The organism is Microbispora catharanthi (genome assembly GCF_006334915.2).
Lineage (GTDB): Bacteria > Actinomycetota > Actinomycetes > Streptosporangiales > Streptosporangiaceae > Microbispora > Microbispora catharanthi.
The window spans coordinates 86,608-102,244 of the sequence record NZ_VDMA02000009.1; the positions used below are offsets into that span (position 1 = coordinate 86,608).

At 69.0% G+C, this 15,637-nt stretch carries 15 protein-coding genes; 11 read left to right on the forward strand and 4 right to left on the reverse strand.

The features are described from left to right. Positions 1 to 92 precede the first annotated feature (92 nt). From FH610_RS42890 to FH610_RS18650, 4 genes are all read left to right on the forward strand, one after another. The gene (locus FH610_RS42890; RefSeq protein ID WP_159454895.1) at positions 93 to 239 is read left to right on the forward strand and encodes a hypothetical protein; all 147 of its coding nucleotides are present in this window, start codon (positions 93 to 95) and stop codon (positions 237 to 239) included. Positions 240 to 251: 12 nt separating this feature from the next. Further along, positions 252 to 479, forward strand: coding sequence for a DUF6158 family protein (locus FH610_RS18640; protein WP_079319741.1), 228 nt, complete (start codon positions 252 to 254; stop codon positions 477 to 479). Beyond that, positions 472 to 717 (forward strand): helix-turn-helix domain-containing protein, encoded by a 246-nt coding sequence (locus FH610_RS18645; RefSeq protein WP_139575793.1) that lies wholly within the window; start codon positions 472 to 474, stop codon positions 715 to 717. Before FH610_RS18640 ends, FH610_RS18645 begins: the two co-directional genes overlap by 8 nt. A 245-nt stretch (positions 718 to 962) precedes the next feature. Beyond that, entirely contained in the window at positions 963 to 1,589 is a 627-nt protein-coding gene (locus FH610_RS18650; RefSeq protein ID WP_139575794.1) for a hypothetical protein, read from the forward strand. Positions 1,590 to 1,704: 115 nt separating this feature from the next. Here the strand turns inward: FH610_RS18650 and FH610_RS18655 are convergent, their stop codons facing one another. Beyond that, positions 1,705 to 2,076 carry a hypothetical protein gene (locus FH610_RS18655; protein WP_139575795.1) on the reverse strand — a complete coding sequence of 124 codons (372 nt, stop codon included), beginning with the start codon at positions 2,074 to 2,076 and terminating at the stop codon, positions 1,705 to 1,707. A gap of 130 nt (positions 2,077 to 2,206) precedes the next feature. Between FH610_RS18655 and FH610_RS18660 the strand changes: the two genes are divergently transcribed. After that, positions 2,207 to 3,199 (forward strand): LacI family DNA-binding transcriptional regulator, encoded by a 993-nt coding sequence (locus FH610_RS18660; RefSeq protein ID WP_139575796.1) that lies wholly within the window; start codon positions 2,207 to 2,209, stop codon positions 3,197 to 3,199. 81 nt (positions 3,200 to 3,280) lie between these two features. Here FH610_RS18660 and FH610_RS18665 read toward each other — a convergent pair whose 3' ends face one another. Beyond that, on the reverse strand, positions 3,281 to 6,103 hold the full coding sequence (locus tag FH610_RS18665) for a discoidin domain-containing protein (RefSeq protein ID WP_139575797.1): 2,823 nt from the start codon (positions 6,101 to 6,103) through the stop codon (positions 3,281 to 3,283). Between the two features lie 355 nt (positions 6,104 to 6,458). Between FH610_RS18665 and FH610_RS18670 the strand changes: the two genes are divergently transcribed. The 6 genes from FH610_RS18670 to FH610_RS18695 all read left to right on the forward strand — a co-directional run bounded on the left by FH610_RS18670 (position 6,459) and on the right by FH610_RS18695 (position 15,012). Next, positions 6,459 to 7,469 carry a LacI family DNA-binding transcriptional regulator gene (locus tag FH610_RS18670; RefSeq protein WP_139575798.1) on the forward strand — a complete coding sequence of 337 codons (1,011 nt, stop codon included), beginning with the start codon at positions 6,459 to 6,461 and terminating at the stop codon, positions 7,467 to 7,469. Positions 7,470 to 8,026: 557 nt separating this feature from the next. After that, the gene (locus FH610_RS18675) at positions 8,027 to 9,406 is read left to right on the forward strand and encodes an extracellular solute-binding protein (RefSeq protein WP_139575799.1); all 1,380 of its coding nucleotides are present in this window, start codon (positions 8,027 to 8,029) and stop codon (positions 9,404 to 9,406) included. 99 nt (positions 9,407 to 9,505) lie between these two features. Beyond that, complete coding sequence (locus FH610_RS18680) at positions 9,506 to 10,429, forward strand: carbohydrate ABC transporter permease (RefSeq protein WP_139575800.1); 924 nt, start codon at positions 9,506 to 9,508, stop codon at positions 10,427 to 10,429. A gap of 11 nt (positions 10,430 to 10,440) precedes the next feature. Then, positions 10,441 to 11,418, forward strand: coding sequence for a carbohydrate ABC transporter permease (locus tag FH610_RS18685; protein ID WP_139575801.1), 978 nt, complete (start codon positions 10,441 to 10,443; stop codon positions 11,416 to 11,418). A 52-nt stretch (positions 11,419 to 11,470) separates the two neighbouring features. Continuing rightward, positions 11,471 to 13,039, forward strand: coding sequence for a glycoside hydrolase family 13 protein (locus FH610_RS18690; protein ID WP_139575802.1), 1,569 nt, complete (start codon positions 11,471 to 11,473; stop codon positions 13,037 to 13,039). Next, a complete protein-coding gene (locus FH610_RS18695; RefSeq protein WP_139575803.1) occupies positions 13,036 to 15,012 on the forward strand; it encodes a glycosyl hydrolase family 28-related protein in 1,977 nt (658 codons plus the stop codon). Before FH610_RS18690 ends, FH610_RS18695 begins: the two co-directional genes overlap by 4 nt. A 76-nt stretch (positions 15,013 to 15,088) precedes the next feature. On the opposite strand, the gene FH610_RS18700 is transcribed toward FH610_RS18695, so the two are convergent. Together FH610_RS18700 and FH610_RS18705 are read right to left on the reverse strand one after the other, a co-directional pair. After that, a complete protein-coding gene (locus tag FH610_RS18700; RefSeq protein ID WP_139575804.1) occupies positions 15,089 to 15,292 on the reverse strand; it encodes a DUF397 domain-containing protein in 204 nt (67 codons plus the stop codon). A gap of 109 nt (positions 15,293 to 15,401) precedes the next feature. Then, positions 15,402 to 15,617: a DUF397 domain-containing protein gene (locus tag FH610_RS18705; protein ID WP_139575805.1), complete on the reverse strand. Its 216-nt coding sequence runs from the start codon at positions 15,615 to 15,617 to the stop codon at positions 15,402 to 15,404. Positions 15,618 to 15,637: the final 20 nt, after the last annotated feature.

A 15,637-nucleotide genomic window follows, 5' to 3' on the forward strand; every position in this document is an offset into this window, starting at 1 on the left:
GTCGCGAAGGGGGCGGGCCGTATGGCATTCCGGGAGCGGTCCGGTGCGGCCGGTCCGGAATGGCGGGCGCTCCACCGGGCAGGAGACCTGGCATGCGAAGGGAAGACGACCGATACATCGATACCGAGGACGAGCCGGATATCGCCGGTGAGTGGACCCCGTCCGCCACCGATCCGCCGAACGCGGAGCCGGACGACAAGAACCCCGACGAACGCTGGGACAAGCCGACAGAGGTGTGAGGGAGGACCGCCATGACCATGGGAGTCGACCCGCGGGACCTGGGCGACGAGGACCTGATCCGCGAGTTGCGCCACCTGCACGAGACCCGCTCGGAGACGTTCTTCCACGGATCGGACGACGCGCTGGAGCGCCACACCTCGCGGACGCAGGAGCTGGAAGGCGAGTACCTCGAACGCTACCCGGACCGGCAGGTCGATCCGGAGCGGCTGCGTGAGGGGGCGAGACAGCGCAGTGCCTGACGAGGAGAGCCTGGAAGACGTCCAGGAGATGACGGCGGCGGACATGACGGTCTACGAGGCCGTCGCCGCCCTGAACACGAAGGAACGGCCCGCGACCGCCGCCGAGGTCGCCGCGATGACCGATCTTCCGGAGGACGACGTACGGCGGTGCCTCCACAGCCTGGCCGAGGGCGGCAGGCTGGTGCCCAAGGGGGACGCCTACACCCTCGGCACCCACGACTGGGGCCTCGAGTACTGACGGCGGGGCCGGGCGCGGAAGAGCGGCGCTCCGGCCCGGCCGGGCGGGTGGCTTGAGACGAGCCGTTAGAGGGGGACGGCGGGTGGCCCAGGTCCCTCGGCGGGCTTGAGCAGCGATGGAACGGCCAGTGGCGATAGCGGGTCGAAAGCCGGCTATCGCCGTGTCGTCGTGCTGATTCTCGCCACCGTGGGCGCCAAGGCCGCCGGCGGCTATGCACGCCCTCGGTGGGGTGAGACAGTCCGGAAGTGGCAATCGATCTCGAAGCGTGGACTCAGCGATTGTTCGTCCTACGGGACGGCGGCGACTTCCTGGACGATCCCCTCGACAGCGTGCTCTCGCTGACGGAATTCCTCACCGCTGCCGGCCGGGTGGCGGAGACGTACTCGACCCAGCGGATCGCGGATGGCCTGTGGTTCCTTGCCGACGACTCCGGGCTGTTCCGCGAGCTGTACAACCCGTCCGTGCCCGAGAACCTGCGAGTCCGGTGCGCCGCGGCGATCAGGCAGTTGTACGCCCAGTTGTTCGAACGTCTGTGTCGGAACTCGTTGAGTCACGGCGATAACGGCTACTCAGTGGAAAATCCCCTGAACAGCATCTGCTACATGTGGTGGGACGTCTTTCCCACCTGGGGCAGGCCGGGTGACCCCGTCGCGCGCAGGGTCGACGAGGTGCTGCTCGGGGTCATGCGTGACACGCTGCCCAGTGAGAACGTCGCCTGCGTCGAGAGCGCTCTGCACGGGCTGGGGCACTGGCACGTCACCTACTCGGACGTGGTCGAGAGCATCGTCGAGGAGTTCCTGCGTCAGCGGCCGGCAATCGGCGGATCCCTGCGCGACTACGCCCGAGCCGCCAGGCGTGGCAGGGTGCTGTGAACCGGCGGCCGTCGCGGGCGCGGTGATATCCGGCACGGTCTTACGCCGGACTCCGCACCCGCCCGCCCCCGACGCTCGGCGCCGGCGGCGAGGCGGGCCGTGAGGCCGGGGGAGGTCAGGAGCAGGCGGAGGCGAGCTGCTGCGTCGCCTGGGTGGCCTTCTGCCCGAACTCGGCGAGCTTGGTCGCGGAGGCCGGGTCCGACAGGTCGATCTTGAAGGACGCCCACGAGTCGGCCATGCCGGCGAGCGCCACCTTCAGGTCGCCGTCCGCCTTGCCGGACAGGTCCTTGAGCTGCGCGGCCAGGTCGCCGGTCGCGGTGTTGATGCCCTTGATGTCGCCGGCCGCGGCGGCGGCCTTGGAGCTGTAGTCGGTGAACGCCTTGGTCGCCTCTTCGCAGACGGCCGTCTGGCTCCCGCTGCAGGCGGCGGTCAGACCGAGAAGGGCGGACGCCGCGACGACGGCGAGGCTGTTCCTGAGGATGTTCATGATGCCTTCCTGGGAGATCTGCAACGTGGCAGACACTAGGAATCGCCTCTTTCACGGTGCTTTCAGCCCGCTTGCAACCGTGTCGTCGAAGATCCTTGGCCCGGCCGCTCCGCGTCGTATGCTTGCCGCCATGACGCGACGGCTTGCGGAGGTTGCGAAGAAGGTCGGGGTCAGCGAGGCCACGGTGAGTCGCGTCCTCAACGGCAAGGCCGGGGTCTCCGAGGCCACCCGGGAGGCCGTGCTCACGGCTCTCGACGTGCTCGGCTACGAGCGGCCCACACAGCTGCGCGGCGAGCGCGCCCGCCTGGTCGGGCTCGTCCTGCCCGAGCTGCAAAACCCCATCTTCCCGGCGTTCGCCGAGGTCGTCGGCGGGGCGCTGGCCCAGCAGGGGTTCACCCCCGTGCTGTGCACGCGTACGGTCGGCGGGATCTCCGAGGCCGACTACGTGGACCTGTTGTTGCAGCAGCAGGTGTCCGGTGTGGTCTTCGCCGGGGGGCTCTACACGCAGACCGGCGTCGTCCACGAGCACTACGTGCGGCTGGTCGAGCGGCGGCTGCCGACCGTGCTGGTCAACGCGGCCGCCGAGCACTGGGACTTCCCCCGTGTCTCCTGCGACGACACGATCGCGGTGGAGCAGGCGCTGGGCCACCTGCGGGCGCTGGGCCACCAGCGGATCGGCCTCGTCGTCGGCCCCGCCGACCACATGCCGTCCATACGGAAACTGGAGGCGTTCCGGGCCGCGGGCGGCGAGCTGGTCGAGCACACGATGCACTCGCTGGAGGGCGGCCACGCGGCGGCGCTGAAGCTCGTGCGGCAGGACGTCACCGGGATCATCTGCGGCAGCGACCCGCTGGCCCTCGGGGCCATCCGCGCGGCGCGGCGGGCCGGCAGACGCGTGCCCCAGGACGTGTCCGTCGTCGGATACGACGATTCCGCGCTCATGACGTGCGTGGACCCGCCGCTGACAACGGTGCGTCAGCCGATCGAGGCGATGGGCCGGGCCGCGGTGGAGCTGCTGGTCAGCCAGATCGAGGGCGCCGCGGTCGCGACGGGCGAGCTGTTGTTCGAGCCGGAGCTGGTCGTCCGCTCCTCCACCGGCCGCGTCGGCGTCCCCGTCACCTGACGGCCTGCTGAGGGGGTCATGCTGTGTGGGGGAGCCCGGAGGAGGAGGCGTCCACTCCTCCTCCGGGCGTCCCGTTCCGGGTTACGAGGCGTACGCCTCGAACTCGGAGATCTGGGCGGCCGGCCAGCCGGTGTTACCGGTGACGTTCAGCCGCAGGTGGCGCCGGGCGGCGGCGGGCACGGCGACGGTGACGGTGTTGCCGGTCGCCGGGTCGAACGTGTAGCCCGCGGGTCCGGCGATCGTGGTGTAGTTCGTGCCGTCCGTGCTGCCGAGGATCGACAGCGTCTGGGTGCGGGCGCCCCAGGCGGTGCTCGGCGGCAGCTTGAGCACCACCCTGCCGACTGTGACGGACGCGCCGAGGTCCACGGTCAGCGTCTGCGGGAAGGCGTTGTTGGCCGACTCCCAGTAGGTGTTCGCGTCGCCGTCCACGGTGTTGGCCGGGGCGTACGTCTGGGTGCTGCTCGTCGCCGTGACGGCCTTGCCCCGGGCGAGGTTCCCCGTGGGCGGCGGGCTGGGGGAGACGCTGGGTGACGGGCTGGGTGTGCCGCCGGTGCCGTACACCTCGAAGGCCGACAGCTGCCCGGCGGGCCAGCCGGTGTTGCCGGTGACGGTCACCCGGACGTGGCGGACGCTCGCGCTGGTGAAGGAGATGCTCGCCGTGTTCCCCGTGGCCGGGTCGAACGTATGGCCCGCCGAGGGGGACAAGGTGGTGTAATTCGTCCCGTCCGTGCTGCCGAGGACCGTCAGCGTCTGGGTGCGGGTGGCCCAGGCCGCGCTGGGCGGCAGCTTGAGCACCACCCGCTGGACCGGGGTCACCGCGCACAGATCCACGGTGATCGATTGCGGGAAGGCGTTGCCGGCCGACTCCCAGTAGGTGTTCGCGTCGCCGTCCACGGTGTTGGCCGCGACGTACGACTGGGTGCTGCTCGTCGCCGTGACCGTCTTGCCCCGGGCGAGGTCGCCGCTGCCGGGAGCGCACGCCGTCGGGCTGGGCGAGGGGGAGGTGGACGGCGAGGTGGACGGCGACGGGCTCGGGCTGGGGCCGCTGCCGTCGTAGATGTAGTTCGGCGCGGGCCACTGGCCGGTGCAGACGGTGGAGTCCGGGCTCCAGCCGGAGTTGCCCGTGCCGTACGCGGGGGCGAATCCGGTGCCGACACAGTTGTGGATCGCGACGCCCGCGCCGATGTGGGCCGCCCGGACGCCGGTGAAGCTCGCCTTCGCCGCCGCCTGCGCCTGGATCATGTACGTCCCGGTGCCGTCGATGTTCACGTTCGAGAAGTTGACGGTCTGGGTGCTGCCCTCGATGAACTGGATGGCCTCGTAGGAGCTGTCGACGACGTCGGTGTCGGTCACGTCGATCGTCGCGTTGATCGGCTCGTTGAGGCCGTCGAACCAGATCGCGCCGACGCCGAAGTTCCAGTTGTAGTCGCTGTTGCCGGCCCGGATGAGGGTGTTGCGGGCGACGGTGATCGTGCCGGCGACCGCAGTGCCCTGGCCGGAGTTCACCCCCGGATAGCGGTTGGCGACGTGGATGCCGCCGCCGTTGGTGACCGTGTCGCTCACTACGTTGTCGGTGATCTTTATGTCTCGGCCGCCGTACGTCACGATGTTGTTGGCCAGGACCGGCGCGACCACGGTGTTGAACGTGAACGCGTTGTTCACGTTGGCCATCCGGTCGGGCCACATCGCCAGGCCGTCGTCACCGCTGTTGCGGACGAAGGTGTTGGTCACCGTGGAGTTGGTGACACCGGTGTGGAAGTTCACGCCGTCGGCCGTCTGGTCGAGGATGCGGCTGTTCTTCATTGTGAAGTCGTCCATCGGGCCGTCCATCCAGGCCCCGACCTTGGTGTGCTGGAGCCACACGTTGTCGACCACCGAATCGGTCATCGCGCCCCCGAGGGCGTTGACCTGGTCGTCGTCCACCCGCTCGGTGATGTCGCCGATGATCGCGAAGTCCCGCAGGGTGACGTTGCGGCTCGGCCCGCCCGCTTCGTGCGGCCGGATCCCGCCGGTGTAGCCGCCGCCGCTGACGTACTTGCCGTAGACGCCGACGGCCCGGTCGCGCTGGGTGGGATGGCGGCCGGTCAGCACGCTGTACCAGGGCCCGGCGCCGCGCAGCGTGACCCCGTCCACGACCACGTGGTCCCACAGGGTGTACGTCCCGGCCGGGATGTAGACCTCCTTGCCCTGGGCCTTCCCGGCGTCGACGGCGGCCTGGAAGGCGGCCGTCGAGTCGCTCGCGCCGTCGCGGTCGGCGCCGAAGTCGTCGACCGACAGCGACCCGGCGGGCCGGGGGATCGCGTCCGGCACGAGCTCGAAGTCGGCGAGGTCCACGACGACCCACGGCGCGACCGAGGTGGAGGCCACCTGGATTCTGACCTTCGTCCCCGCCGCCAGGGTGGACCCGAACATCGTCCGGGTCTCGTCGTAGAAGTGGTGCGGCTTGTCGCCGGGCGTGTTGCCGAACGGGTAGCCGCCGTAGAACCAGCCGTACCGGGAGGTGAACTGCAGGTCCTTGAGCTTGATCCCGTTGATCCTCAGATCGACCGGTGCCGTGATGCCCGTTCCGGCCGCGTTGTCCGGCACGCTGTAGCGCACGGTCATGGCGTTGGCGGGCTTGGACAGGGTGAACTCGACGTATTCTCCCGGCGCGTCGAGGCGTACGGCCCGGCGGCCCGACGCCTCGGACGGCAGGTGGGTGTAGACGCGGTCCGGGCCGATCTGCTCGCCGTTGGTCGCGGCGGCCTCGGCCTCGATCTCCGTGAACGGCACGGTCGCGCCTCTTCCCGGGACGGAGAAGGGCGACGGCGAGGTCGCGGCCGACGACGTGCCGGGCAACGCCACCACACTCCCCACAGCGATCAGCGCCCCCGCCACCGCGACGGCGGCTCCGGATCTTCTCATGAGGTTCCTTTCTGCATGCGAGACCCGGGAGATGCGGCGTGGACGCTGAACCGCCACACCTCCGAAGAAGGTGAGTGGCCCACACGATAAGTTGGTGAACATCCTTCTGCAATATTGCGACGAGAAATCGCAAGATGACATGCGCGTTACGACGTCACATAACCCCAGCCCCGGGCTCTCTCGACCGCTCCGCACATCGGCCCGAGGAGGAGCGGGGGCGCACCGTGCCGATCGCGATCGGCACGAAGGGCCCGCCGGTCCCGCTCCGGAGCGCGGTAGGGGCCTGACGTGCTGTTCGTGAGCGCATGCGCAAGCGGATGAAAATGTTTGCGCTCGCTGTCGTATAGTTGCGTGCATGACACGACGGCTTGCGGAAGTGGCCAAGAAGGTGGGCGTGAGCGAGGCGACAGTGAGTCGCGTGCTCAACGGCAAGCCGGGGGTCTCCGACGCCACCAGAGAGGCGGTGCTCACCGCGCTCGACGTGCTGGGATACGAACGGCCCACCCAGTTGCGCGGCGACCGCGGCCGGCTCGTCGGCCTGGTCCTCCCGGAACTGCAGAACCCGATCTTCCCGGCGTTCGCCGAGGTAGTGGGGGGCGCGCTGGCCCAGCAGGGGTTCACGTCCGTGCTGTGCACCCGGACCGTGGGCGGCGTCTCCGAGTCCGACTACGTGGACCTGCTCCTCCAGCAGCACGTCTCCGGCATGGTTTTCGCCGGCGGCCTGTACGCCCAGGGAGACGCCTCCCACAGCCACTACCGCAGGGTCCTCGAACGCAAGCTGCCGACCGTGCTCGTCAACGCCGCGGTCGAGCATCTCGGGTTCCCGCAGGTGTCGTGCGACGACGTCGCCGCGGCCGAGATCGCGCTCGCCCACCTCATGGCGCTCGGGCACCGCCAGGTCGCGATGCTGCTCGGCCCGCCCGACCACGTGCCGTCCCAGCGCAAGCTCGCCGCGTTCCGCGCGTACGCCGCCGCCAACGGACTGGAGCTCGGCCCCGACCACGTCGAGCACACGATGTTCTCGCTGGAAGGCGGGCACGCCGCCGCCACACGCATGGTCACCGCGGGCGTGACCGGCATCATCTGCGCCAGCGACGTGCTCGCCCTCGGTGCGATCAGGGCGGCCCGCCGGGCGGGGCTGTCGGTGCCCGAGGACGTCTCCGTCATCGGCTATGACGACTCGGCGCTGATGAACTGCGTGGACCCGCCGCTGACCACGGTCCGCCAGCCCATCGACGCGATGGGCAGGGCGGCCGTCGAGCTGCTGGTGGCCCAGATCGACGCGGCCGTGGTGCCGGGGGACGAGCTGCTGTTCGAGCCCGAGCTGGTCGTGCGCGCCTCGACCGCCCCCGCGCCCCGCTCCTGAATCCCCATTCTTCGAGATCGCTGCTGCTTTCGGGCCTCGCTTGCTCAGGGAAGAGCTCTGCCTCCGGCCCGCCTCGCCTCCGGCCCGCCTCGCCGTCGGCCCGCCTCGCCGTCGGCGCGGAGCGCCGGGGGCGGGCGGGTGCGGAGGCCGGCGTAAGACCGTGCCCTGTACCACCGCGCCCGCGATGGCCGCTCCCGAGGCTCACCAGACCGCGACTATCACGGCCGGCCGGAGCACCCGCCCGCGCTTGAGCGCGGCCCTGCTCCTCCAGGCCGTCCCACGTCCCTGCTCCCCATGCAGTCGCGCATACCTGCTCCTCCATGCCGTCCCACATCCCTGCTCCCCACGCCGTCGTGCCGTTCGAGTCCTGTGCACAGCGATGGCGCGCCTGCGACAGACCGATCACTGTCACTTTTTTGCAGAGTTAATGACGAACTATTGCTCAGTCCTGCATGCCTCTGTATGTTTCTCGCAACCGAGCGGATCGGGGCGCTCCAGTCGGCCCCGAGCCGTGTGCTTCGACGGGTCGTGGTGCGCGGTTCCAGAAGGGAACGAGGATGAAATCCCACAAGCTCTCGATACTGCTGGTCTCGGGACTTGCCATTGCAGCGGCCGCGGCGTGCGGCACCGACGACAGCGGTAACGGCGGTGACAAGGCCGGCGCGGCGCCCGGCAGTGCCGGGCCGGTGTCGATCTCGGTCAACTGCGAGCCGCCGAAGACGAACAAGGCGGAGCGTGCGACCTTCGAGGAGGACCTGGCGGCCTTCCAGAAGCTGAACCCCACCATCAAGGTCTCGAAGGTCACCGACGCGTTCCCCTGCTACGACCCGCGCACCTTCGAGCCCAAGCTGGCCAGCGGCGAGCTGGAGACGGTGTTCTACGTCAACTTCCCCAACGTGGGCCGCCTGATCGAGAGCGGCCAGGCCGCCGACCTCACGCCGTACGTCGACGAGATCAAGACATTCGCTGACTACAACAGCTCGATCGACCTGTTCAAGAAGGACGGCAAGATCTACGGGCTGCCGACCGACGGCTACGGCATGGGCCTCGTCTACAACAAGGAGGTCTTCACCAAGGCCGGTCTCGACCCGAACAACCCGCCCAAGACGTGGGCCGACGTGCAGGCCGCCGCCAAGAAGATCGCGGGGCTCGGTCCCGGCTACGTCGGATACGGCGAGTACAGCGGCAACAACGTCGGCGGCTGGCACTTCACCGCCTCCATCTACGGCCGCGGCGGATCGGTCATCACCGACGACGGCAAGAAGGCCGCCTTCAACACCCCCGAGGGCAAGGCCGTGCTGGAGAACCTCCACCAGATGCGGTGGGTCGACAACAGCATGGGCTCCCAGCTCTACATCGACTGGCCGGCCCTGATGAAGGCCATGGCCGGCGGCAAGATGGGCATGATGCTGGGCGCGCCCGACGTGCTCATCTCGCTCCGCAACGACTTCGGCGGCAAGTTCGAGAACTACTCCATCACCGCCCAGCCCGAGGCCAAGGCCCTGTTCAACGGCGGCGCCGGCTACATGATCAACCCGAAGGCCACGCCCGAGCAGATCAAGGCCGGCCTCAAGTGGATCGAGTACAAGTTCCTCACCCCCGGCAAGGGACAGTTCGACTACGTGCGGGCCAAGGGCGCGAACCTCACCGTCGGCCAGCCGTACCCCGACCTGTACGGCGCGGACACGCCGTCCGGCCAGGCCGTGAACGACCTGCGCAAGGCGAACGCCAACATCGACGCCGCGCAGTTCGCCGGATGGGTGGAAGGCTCCAAGGGCATCCCGCCGAAGGCGGAGCCGGGGCCGTACGCCCAGGAGATCTACAAGATCCTCGACACTCCGATGTCGGCCGTGCTGACCCGCAAGGACGCGAACATCGACCAGCTCCTTTCCGACGCCGAGTCGAAGGTCAACTCCCTGCTGGCCTCGAAGGGCTGACCGCCCTGATAATCCGGGCCTAATCCGGGGCGCCGCCCGCGGTCGTGACCTTCACGCGGCCGGCGCCCCGGCAATCACGTCGAGATCGGATTCACAACGATGACCACAGCGAGCATCCCGGCAGCGGGCGGCAGGCGGCGGCAGCCGACGAGACTCCGGCGCGCCGTGCGGCGCAACGTGACCGCCTACGGCTTCCTGTGCGGCGCTCTGATCTGTTTCGGGTTCTTCTCCTGGTATCCGATGGTCCGGGAGGTCATCCTCAGCTTCCAGAAGACCAACTTCGTGGACCCGCCCAAATGGGTGGGGCTGGAGAACTTCCGCACCATCGTCGACGACCCGGCCTTCGGACCGGCCTGGGTCAACACCGCGCTGTTCACGGTGCTCGCCCTGCTGTGCGGCTACGGGATCCCCTTCGTCACCGCGATCGTCCTGAACGAGCTACGGCACGCCCGCGCCTACCTGCGCTTCGTGGTCTACCTGCCGGTCATGCTGCCGCCCGCGGTGAGCGTCCTGCTGTTCCAGTGGTTCTACAACCCCGACTACGGGCTGTTCAACCAGGTCCTGGACCTGTTCCACCTGCCCGGCCTGCAGTGGCTCAACTCGACGAGCACCGCGCTGATCTCGCTGGTCATCGTCTCGACCTGGATGAACATGGGCAGCGGCACGCTGATCTACCTCGCCGCCCTGCAGACGATCCCGAGCGAGCTGTACGAGGCCGCGGAGCTCGACGGCGCCGGCCTGTTCAAGCGGATCCGGCACGTCACGATCCCGCAGACCAAGCTGATCCTGCTGGTGATGCTGCTGCTCCAGATCGTGGCGACCATGCAGGTCTTCATCGAGCCCTACCTGCTCACCGGCGGCGGCCCCGAGAACGCCACGGTCAGCGTCGTCTACCTCATGTACCAGTACGCCTTCAACTTCGGCAACCTCAACGCGGGCAACGCGCTCGGCCTGATGCTCATGATCGTGCTCATGGTGTTCTCCGCGATCTACCTGCGCGTCTCGCGCGACAACACGGTGTGAGGGGAGCGACCATGTCCAACACCACGGTCATGCCCGACCGCTCGGCCGGGACGCCGGCCACCTCCACCCGGCACGAGCGCCGCGGGCAGCGGCGGCCCCGCAAGCCGATCAACACGCAGTTCCGCACCGCCGTCTCGCCGCACCAGCTCAACACCACCCGCGGCCGGATCGTCTACTGGATCGTGCTGGTGATCGTGGTGGTGAGCTTCACCGCCGCGTTCGTCTTCCCGCTCTACTGGATGGTCACCGGTGCGATGAAGTCCACCGAGGAACTCAACGCGATCCCGCCGACCTTCCTGCCGTCGCACTTCTCCCTGGACGGCTACCTGGAGGCGTGGGACCTGCTGGGCCTCGGCACGCTGCTCGGCAACACCGCCCTGTACGCGGGGGGCGCCTGGCTGCTGACACTCGCGGTGGACGTCTCGGCGGCCTACGCCCTGTCGAAGCTCCGCCCGGCGCTCGGCAAGGTCGTGCTGGCCCTGATGCTGTCGACGCTGATGATTCCGCCCATGGTCATCATGCTCCCGGCGTACCTGACGGTGAAGGACGTGCCGATCTTCGGCTGGAACCTGCTCAACACGCCGTGGGCGATCTGGCTGCCGGCGGCGGCCAACGGCTTCAACGTCTTCCTGCTCAAGCGGTTCTTCGACTCGATCCCCAGGGAGCTGCTCGAAGCCGCCGAGATCGACGGCGCGTCACCGGGCCGCATCCTGTGGTCGGTGGTGATACCGATCTCCCGGCCCATCCTCGGCGTGGTCTCCATCCTCACCGTCGTCAACGTCTGGCGCGACTTCGTCTGGCCCCTGCTGGTCCTGCCGGACAGCGACAAGATGTCGGTGAGCATCGGCATCGCCTCGCTCTCCTCCCAGATGCCGCAGAACGTGCTGGTCGCCTCCCTGGTGATCGCGAGCATCCCGACCATCGTCGTCTTCTTCCTGTTCCAGCGGCACATCATGGCCGGTCTCACCGCCGGCAGCCTCAAGGGCTGACCGACCCTCCCCGTCGCTCTTCACTCGTCACCCGTAAGGAGTTGTATTCAGCATGCCCGGCAACACCTCGACCCCCGATTGGTGGCGCGGGGCCGCGATCTACCAGGTCTACCTGCGCAGCTTCGCCGACGGGAACGGCGACGGGACGGGTGACCTGGCGGGGCTGCGGTCACGCCTGCCTTACCTGGCTGATCTCGGCGTCAACGCCATCTGGCTGAACCCGTGGTATCCCTCTCCCATGGCCGACGGCGGCTACGACGTCGCCGACTACCGCAGCATCGAGCCGGTCTTCGGCACCCTGGCCGAGGCGGAGAAGCTGATCGAGGAAGCCCACGACCTGGGCATCCGCACGATCGTCGACGTCGTCCCCAACCACGCCTCCGACCAGCACGCCTGGTTCCAGGAGGCGCTGGCGGCCGGTCCCGGTTCGGAGGCCCGGGAGCGGTTCTGGTTCCGCCCCGGCGTCGGCGACGGCCCGCCCAACGGCTGGCAGTCGATCTTCGGTGGCCCGGCGTGGACGCAGGTGCCGGACGGCGAGTGGTACCTCCACCTGTTCGCCCCCGAGCAGCCCGACTTCAACTGGAACAACCCGGTCGTACGCGAGGAGTTCCTCGAGGTGCTGCGGTTCTGGTTCGACCGGGGCGTGGACGGCGTACGCATCGACTCGGCGGCCGTGCTCGTCAAGGACCTCGACAGCGTGGAGGAGTCGTACACCGACCACGACGGGGTCCACGAGATCTACCGCGAGTGGCGGCGGGTGTCCGACTCCTACGGCGGGCGGATCCTCATCGGCGAGGTGTGGCTGCCCGACCAGGAGCGGTTCGCCAACTACCTGCGCCCCGACGAGCTTCACACCGCGTTCAACTTCGACTTCCTGTCGAGTGCGTGGGAGCCGGCCGCGCTGCGCGCCAGCATCGACCTGACCCTCGCCACGCACGTGCCGATCGGCGCGCCCGCGACCTGGGTGCTGTCCAACCACGACGTCGCCCGTCCGGTCACCCGCTATGGCCGGGCCGTCACGTCCTGGGACAACGCGGAACGCCGGGACGGCATGCCGTCCGACCTGGAGCTCGGCCGCCGCCGGGCGCGGGCGGCGGCGCTGCTCGCGATGGCGCTGCCCGGGAGCGTCTACGTGTACCAGGGGGAGGAGCTCGGCCTGAACGAGGTCGAGGACATCCCCGAGGAGCTCATCGACGACCCGATGTGGGAGCGTTCCGGCCACACGGTCCGCGGCCGTGACGGCTGCCGGGTGCCATTGCCGTGGTCGGGCACCGAGCCGCCCTTCGGATACAGCACCGGCGAGCCCTGGCTGCCGCAGCCGGCCGGTTGGCGCGACCTCACCGTGGAGGCTCAGGAGGCCGACCTGGGCTCGATGCTCTGCCTCTACCGCTCGGCCCTGCGCCTGCGCCGCGAGCTGCTCGGCGACGGCACGCTGACCTGGCTGCCGTACGGGGACGAGGTGATCGCGTTCCGCCGCGATTCCGGCCTGGTCTGCCTGGTCAACCTCGGCGCCGAGCCGGCCGCGCTCCCGGAGTCGGGTTCGGTGCTGCTGGCCAGCGGTCCCCTCGACGGCGACCTGCTCCCATCCGACACCGCGGTCTGGATCATGGAGGCCCGATGAGAGTCCTGCTGGCGGCGGCCCTGGCCGCCACCGGGCTCGCGGTCTTGCAGACGCCCGCGTCCGCCTCGGCGAAGCCCCCCGTCGTGACGCGGGCCGCCCTCGACCCGGCGCTCGTCGCCGGGCGCGGGGCCGACGTCGACTTCGCCGAGCAGGAGGCGGAGAACGCGACGACGAACGGCACGGTCATCGGCCCCGGCCGCGACGCGTACACGCTGCCCGCGGAGGCGTCCGGCCGCAAGGCGGTCAAGCTGACCCCTGGGCAGTATGTCGAGTTCACGCTGCCCAAGGCGGCCAACGCGATCACCGTGCGGTACAGCATCCCGGACGCTCCCGGGGGCGGCGGCATCACCGCGCCGCTCGACGTCGCGGTGAACGGCCACAAGCGGGCCACCATGACCCTCACATCGCAGTACGCCTGGCTCTACAACCAATATCCGTTCTCCAACGATCCGAACGCCGGGCTGCTGCACCCCGACTGGTGGATCACCGAGTGCTCCTGCGTGCCGAACGCCACCACGCCGGCCCCGGAGGTCGCCAAGCCGTTCCGCCCGAACCACTTCTACGACGAGCAGCGCCTCCTGCTCGGTCGTACGTACCGGGCGGGCGACACGGTGCGGCTGACGGTCCCGGCGGGCGGCGGCGCCGCGTGGACGGTCGTCGACCTGCTCGACTCGCACCTCGTCGGCCCGCCGCGCGTCGAGGTCGTCGCGGCGAACGTGCTGGGCTTCGGCGCCGACCCCACCGGCAGGCGCGACTCCGCCGGGGCGATCGACAAGGCCGTCGCCTTCGCCAGACGGGCGCACCTGAAGGTCTACATCCCGCCGGGCACCTACCAGGTGAACCGTCACATCGTCGTGGACGACGTGACGATCACGGGTGCCGGAAGCTGGTACACGACCGTCAAGGGCCGCCAGGTCGACCTCGACACCCCGGCCCCGGACGGCTCGGTGCACACCGGTGCCGGCTTCTACGGCAAGGACGCCTCGGCCGGCGGCAGCCGCAACGTCCACCTGTCCGGCTTCGCCATCGAGGGCGACGTCCGCGAGCGGATCGACACCGACCAGGTCAACGGCGTCGGCGGCGCGATGAGCGACTCGACCATCGACGGGCTCTACATCCGCCACACCAAGGTCGGCATGTGGTTCGACGGCCCGATGCGCAACATAAAGATCACCAACAACGTGATCGTCGACCAGATCGCGGACGGGCTCAACTTCCACACCGGAGTGACGGGCTCCGTCGTGTCGAACAACTTCTTCCGCAACACCGGTGACGACGCCCTCGCCATGTGGTCCGAGAAGACCGCCGACGCGGGCAACACGTTCGACCACAACACGATCCAGACGCCCGTGCTGGCGAACGGCATCGCGATCTACGGCGGCACGGACAACACGGTCTCGAACAACCTGATCGCCGACCCCATCAGGGAGGGCAGCGCCATCCAGGTCGGCTCCCGGTTCGGCGCCCAGTCGTTCGCCGGCAAGCTCCGCATCGACGGCAACACGACCGTACGGGCCGGCACGTTCGAGCTGAACTGGAAGATCGGTCTGGGGGCGATCTGGTTCTACGCCCTGGAGAAGGACATCGACGCCGACATCGAGGTCAGCGGCGACCACTACCTGGACAGCACGTACAACGCGATCATGCTGGTCAGCGAGTGGTCGGTGAAGGACCTGTACGCGATCCCGAAGGTCCGCTTCACGGACATCCGGGTCGACGGCACGGGCACCTCCGTGGTCAGCGCCCGTGTGAAGGGCTCGGCGTCCTTCGAGAACGTGGACGCCCGCAACGTCGGCGCTGTGGGCGTCAACAACTGCGGGTCCTTCAACTTCCCGCCCACGGGGTCGGAGTTCTCCCTGGCCGACCTCGGCGGCAACGACGGCGGCTGGCTCGCTCCTTGGATGCTGCCCAACACCATCACCTGCGACGACCGCCCACCGGTCGTCCCCCCACCCGCCCCGTCCCCCTGGTGACGGAACACTCGTAGAGGTAGAGGGCTTCCCCGGCCATTCGTCCGGGGAAGCCCTTCGTCCGTTCGCGCGCGGAACGTCAGGGCAGGTCGAAGCGGCCGTCCTTGACGTGCTCGACGAAGGTCTGCCATTCCTCGGCCGTGAAGGTGAGGATCGGGCCCTCGCCGCCTCCCTTTCCGTCACGTACGCCCACGTGTCCATCCTGGAAGGCCACTTCGACGCAGTTCCCGCCGCCGCATGCCCGCCGCCATGTCACCTCGCTGAACGTGGGTCGGCCGGCCATTCACCCTCCCGAATGCTCACCCGCAGGCTGCGTGATTAACCGTGAAAGTACCTAGTTACGCTAAATGTACCTTCGGAGGCCTTGCGCGGATAGTGGCGAGTGAGCCACGTCACCTCGTCACGTCGTAGGCACCCGCCTTCGCGGCCGTCAGGAAAGCGCGCCATTCCTGCGGCGAATAGAAGAGCGTGCCCGCGCCGGGATTCTTCGAATCCCGCACTGCGATTCCTCCGTTGACCTCGGCAAACTGTACGCAGTTCCCGCCGCTGCAACGCGAGGAGATACGCCATTCCGGCTCGGTGGCCGGCAACTCGTCGGATGGTTTCATCTGTTCATGTCTCTCGGCTA

Bases quoted from the DNA above. Each gene is read 5' to 3' on its own strand.
- FH610_RS42890 (WP_159454895.1), top strand. From the start codon at position 93: ATGCGAAGGGAAGACGACCGATACATCGATACCGAGGACGAGCCGGAT.
- FH610_RS18640 (WP_079319741.1), top strand. From the start codon at position 252: ATGACCATGGGAGTCGACCCGCGGGACCTGGGCGACGAGGACCTGATC.
- FH610_RS18655 (WP_139575795.1), bottom strand. From the start codon at position 2,076: ATGAACATCCTCAGGAACAGCCTCGCCGTCGTCGCGGCGTCCGCCCTT.
- FH610_RS18660 (WP_139575796.1), top strand. From the start codon at position 2,207: ATGACGCGACGGCTTGCGGAGGTTGCGAAGAAGGTCGGGGTCAGCGAG.
- FH610_RS18665 (WP_139575797.1), bottom strand. From the start codon at position 6,103: ATGAGAAGATCCGGAGCCGCCGTCGCGGTGGCGGGGGCGCTGATCGCT.
- FH610_RS18670 (WP_139575798.1), top strand. From the start codon at position 6,459: ATGACACGACGGCTTGCGGAAGTGGCCAAGAAGGTGGGCGTGAGCGAG.
- FH610_RS18675 (WP_139575799.1), top strand. From the start codon at position 8,027: ATGAAATCCCACAAGCTCTCGATACTGCTGGTCTCGGGACTTGCCATT.
- FH610_RS18680 (WP_139575800.1), top strand. From the start codon at position 9,506: ATGACCACAGCGAGCATCCCGGCAGCGGGCGGCAGGCGGCGGCAGCCG.
- FH610_RS18685 (WP_139575801.1), top strand. From the start codon at position 10,441: ATGTCCAACACCACGGTCATGCCCGACCGCTCGGCCGGGACGCCGGCC.
- FH610_RS18690 (WP_139575802.1), top strand. From the start codon at position 11,471: ATGCCCGGCAACACCTCGACCCCCGATTGGTGGCGCGGGGCCGCGATC.
- FH610_RS18695 (WP_139575803.1), top strand. From the start codon at position 13,036: ATGAGAGTCCTGCTGGCGGCGGCCCTGGCCGCCACCGGGCTCGCGGTC.
- FH610_RS18700 (WP_139575804.1), bottom strand. From the start codon at position 15,292: ATGGCCGGCCGACCCACGTTCAGCGAGGTGACATGGCGGCGGGCATGC.
- FH610_RS18705 (WP_139575805.1), bottom strand. From the start codon at position 15,617: ATGAAACCATCCGACGAGTTGCCGGCCACCGAGCCGGAATGGCGTATC.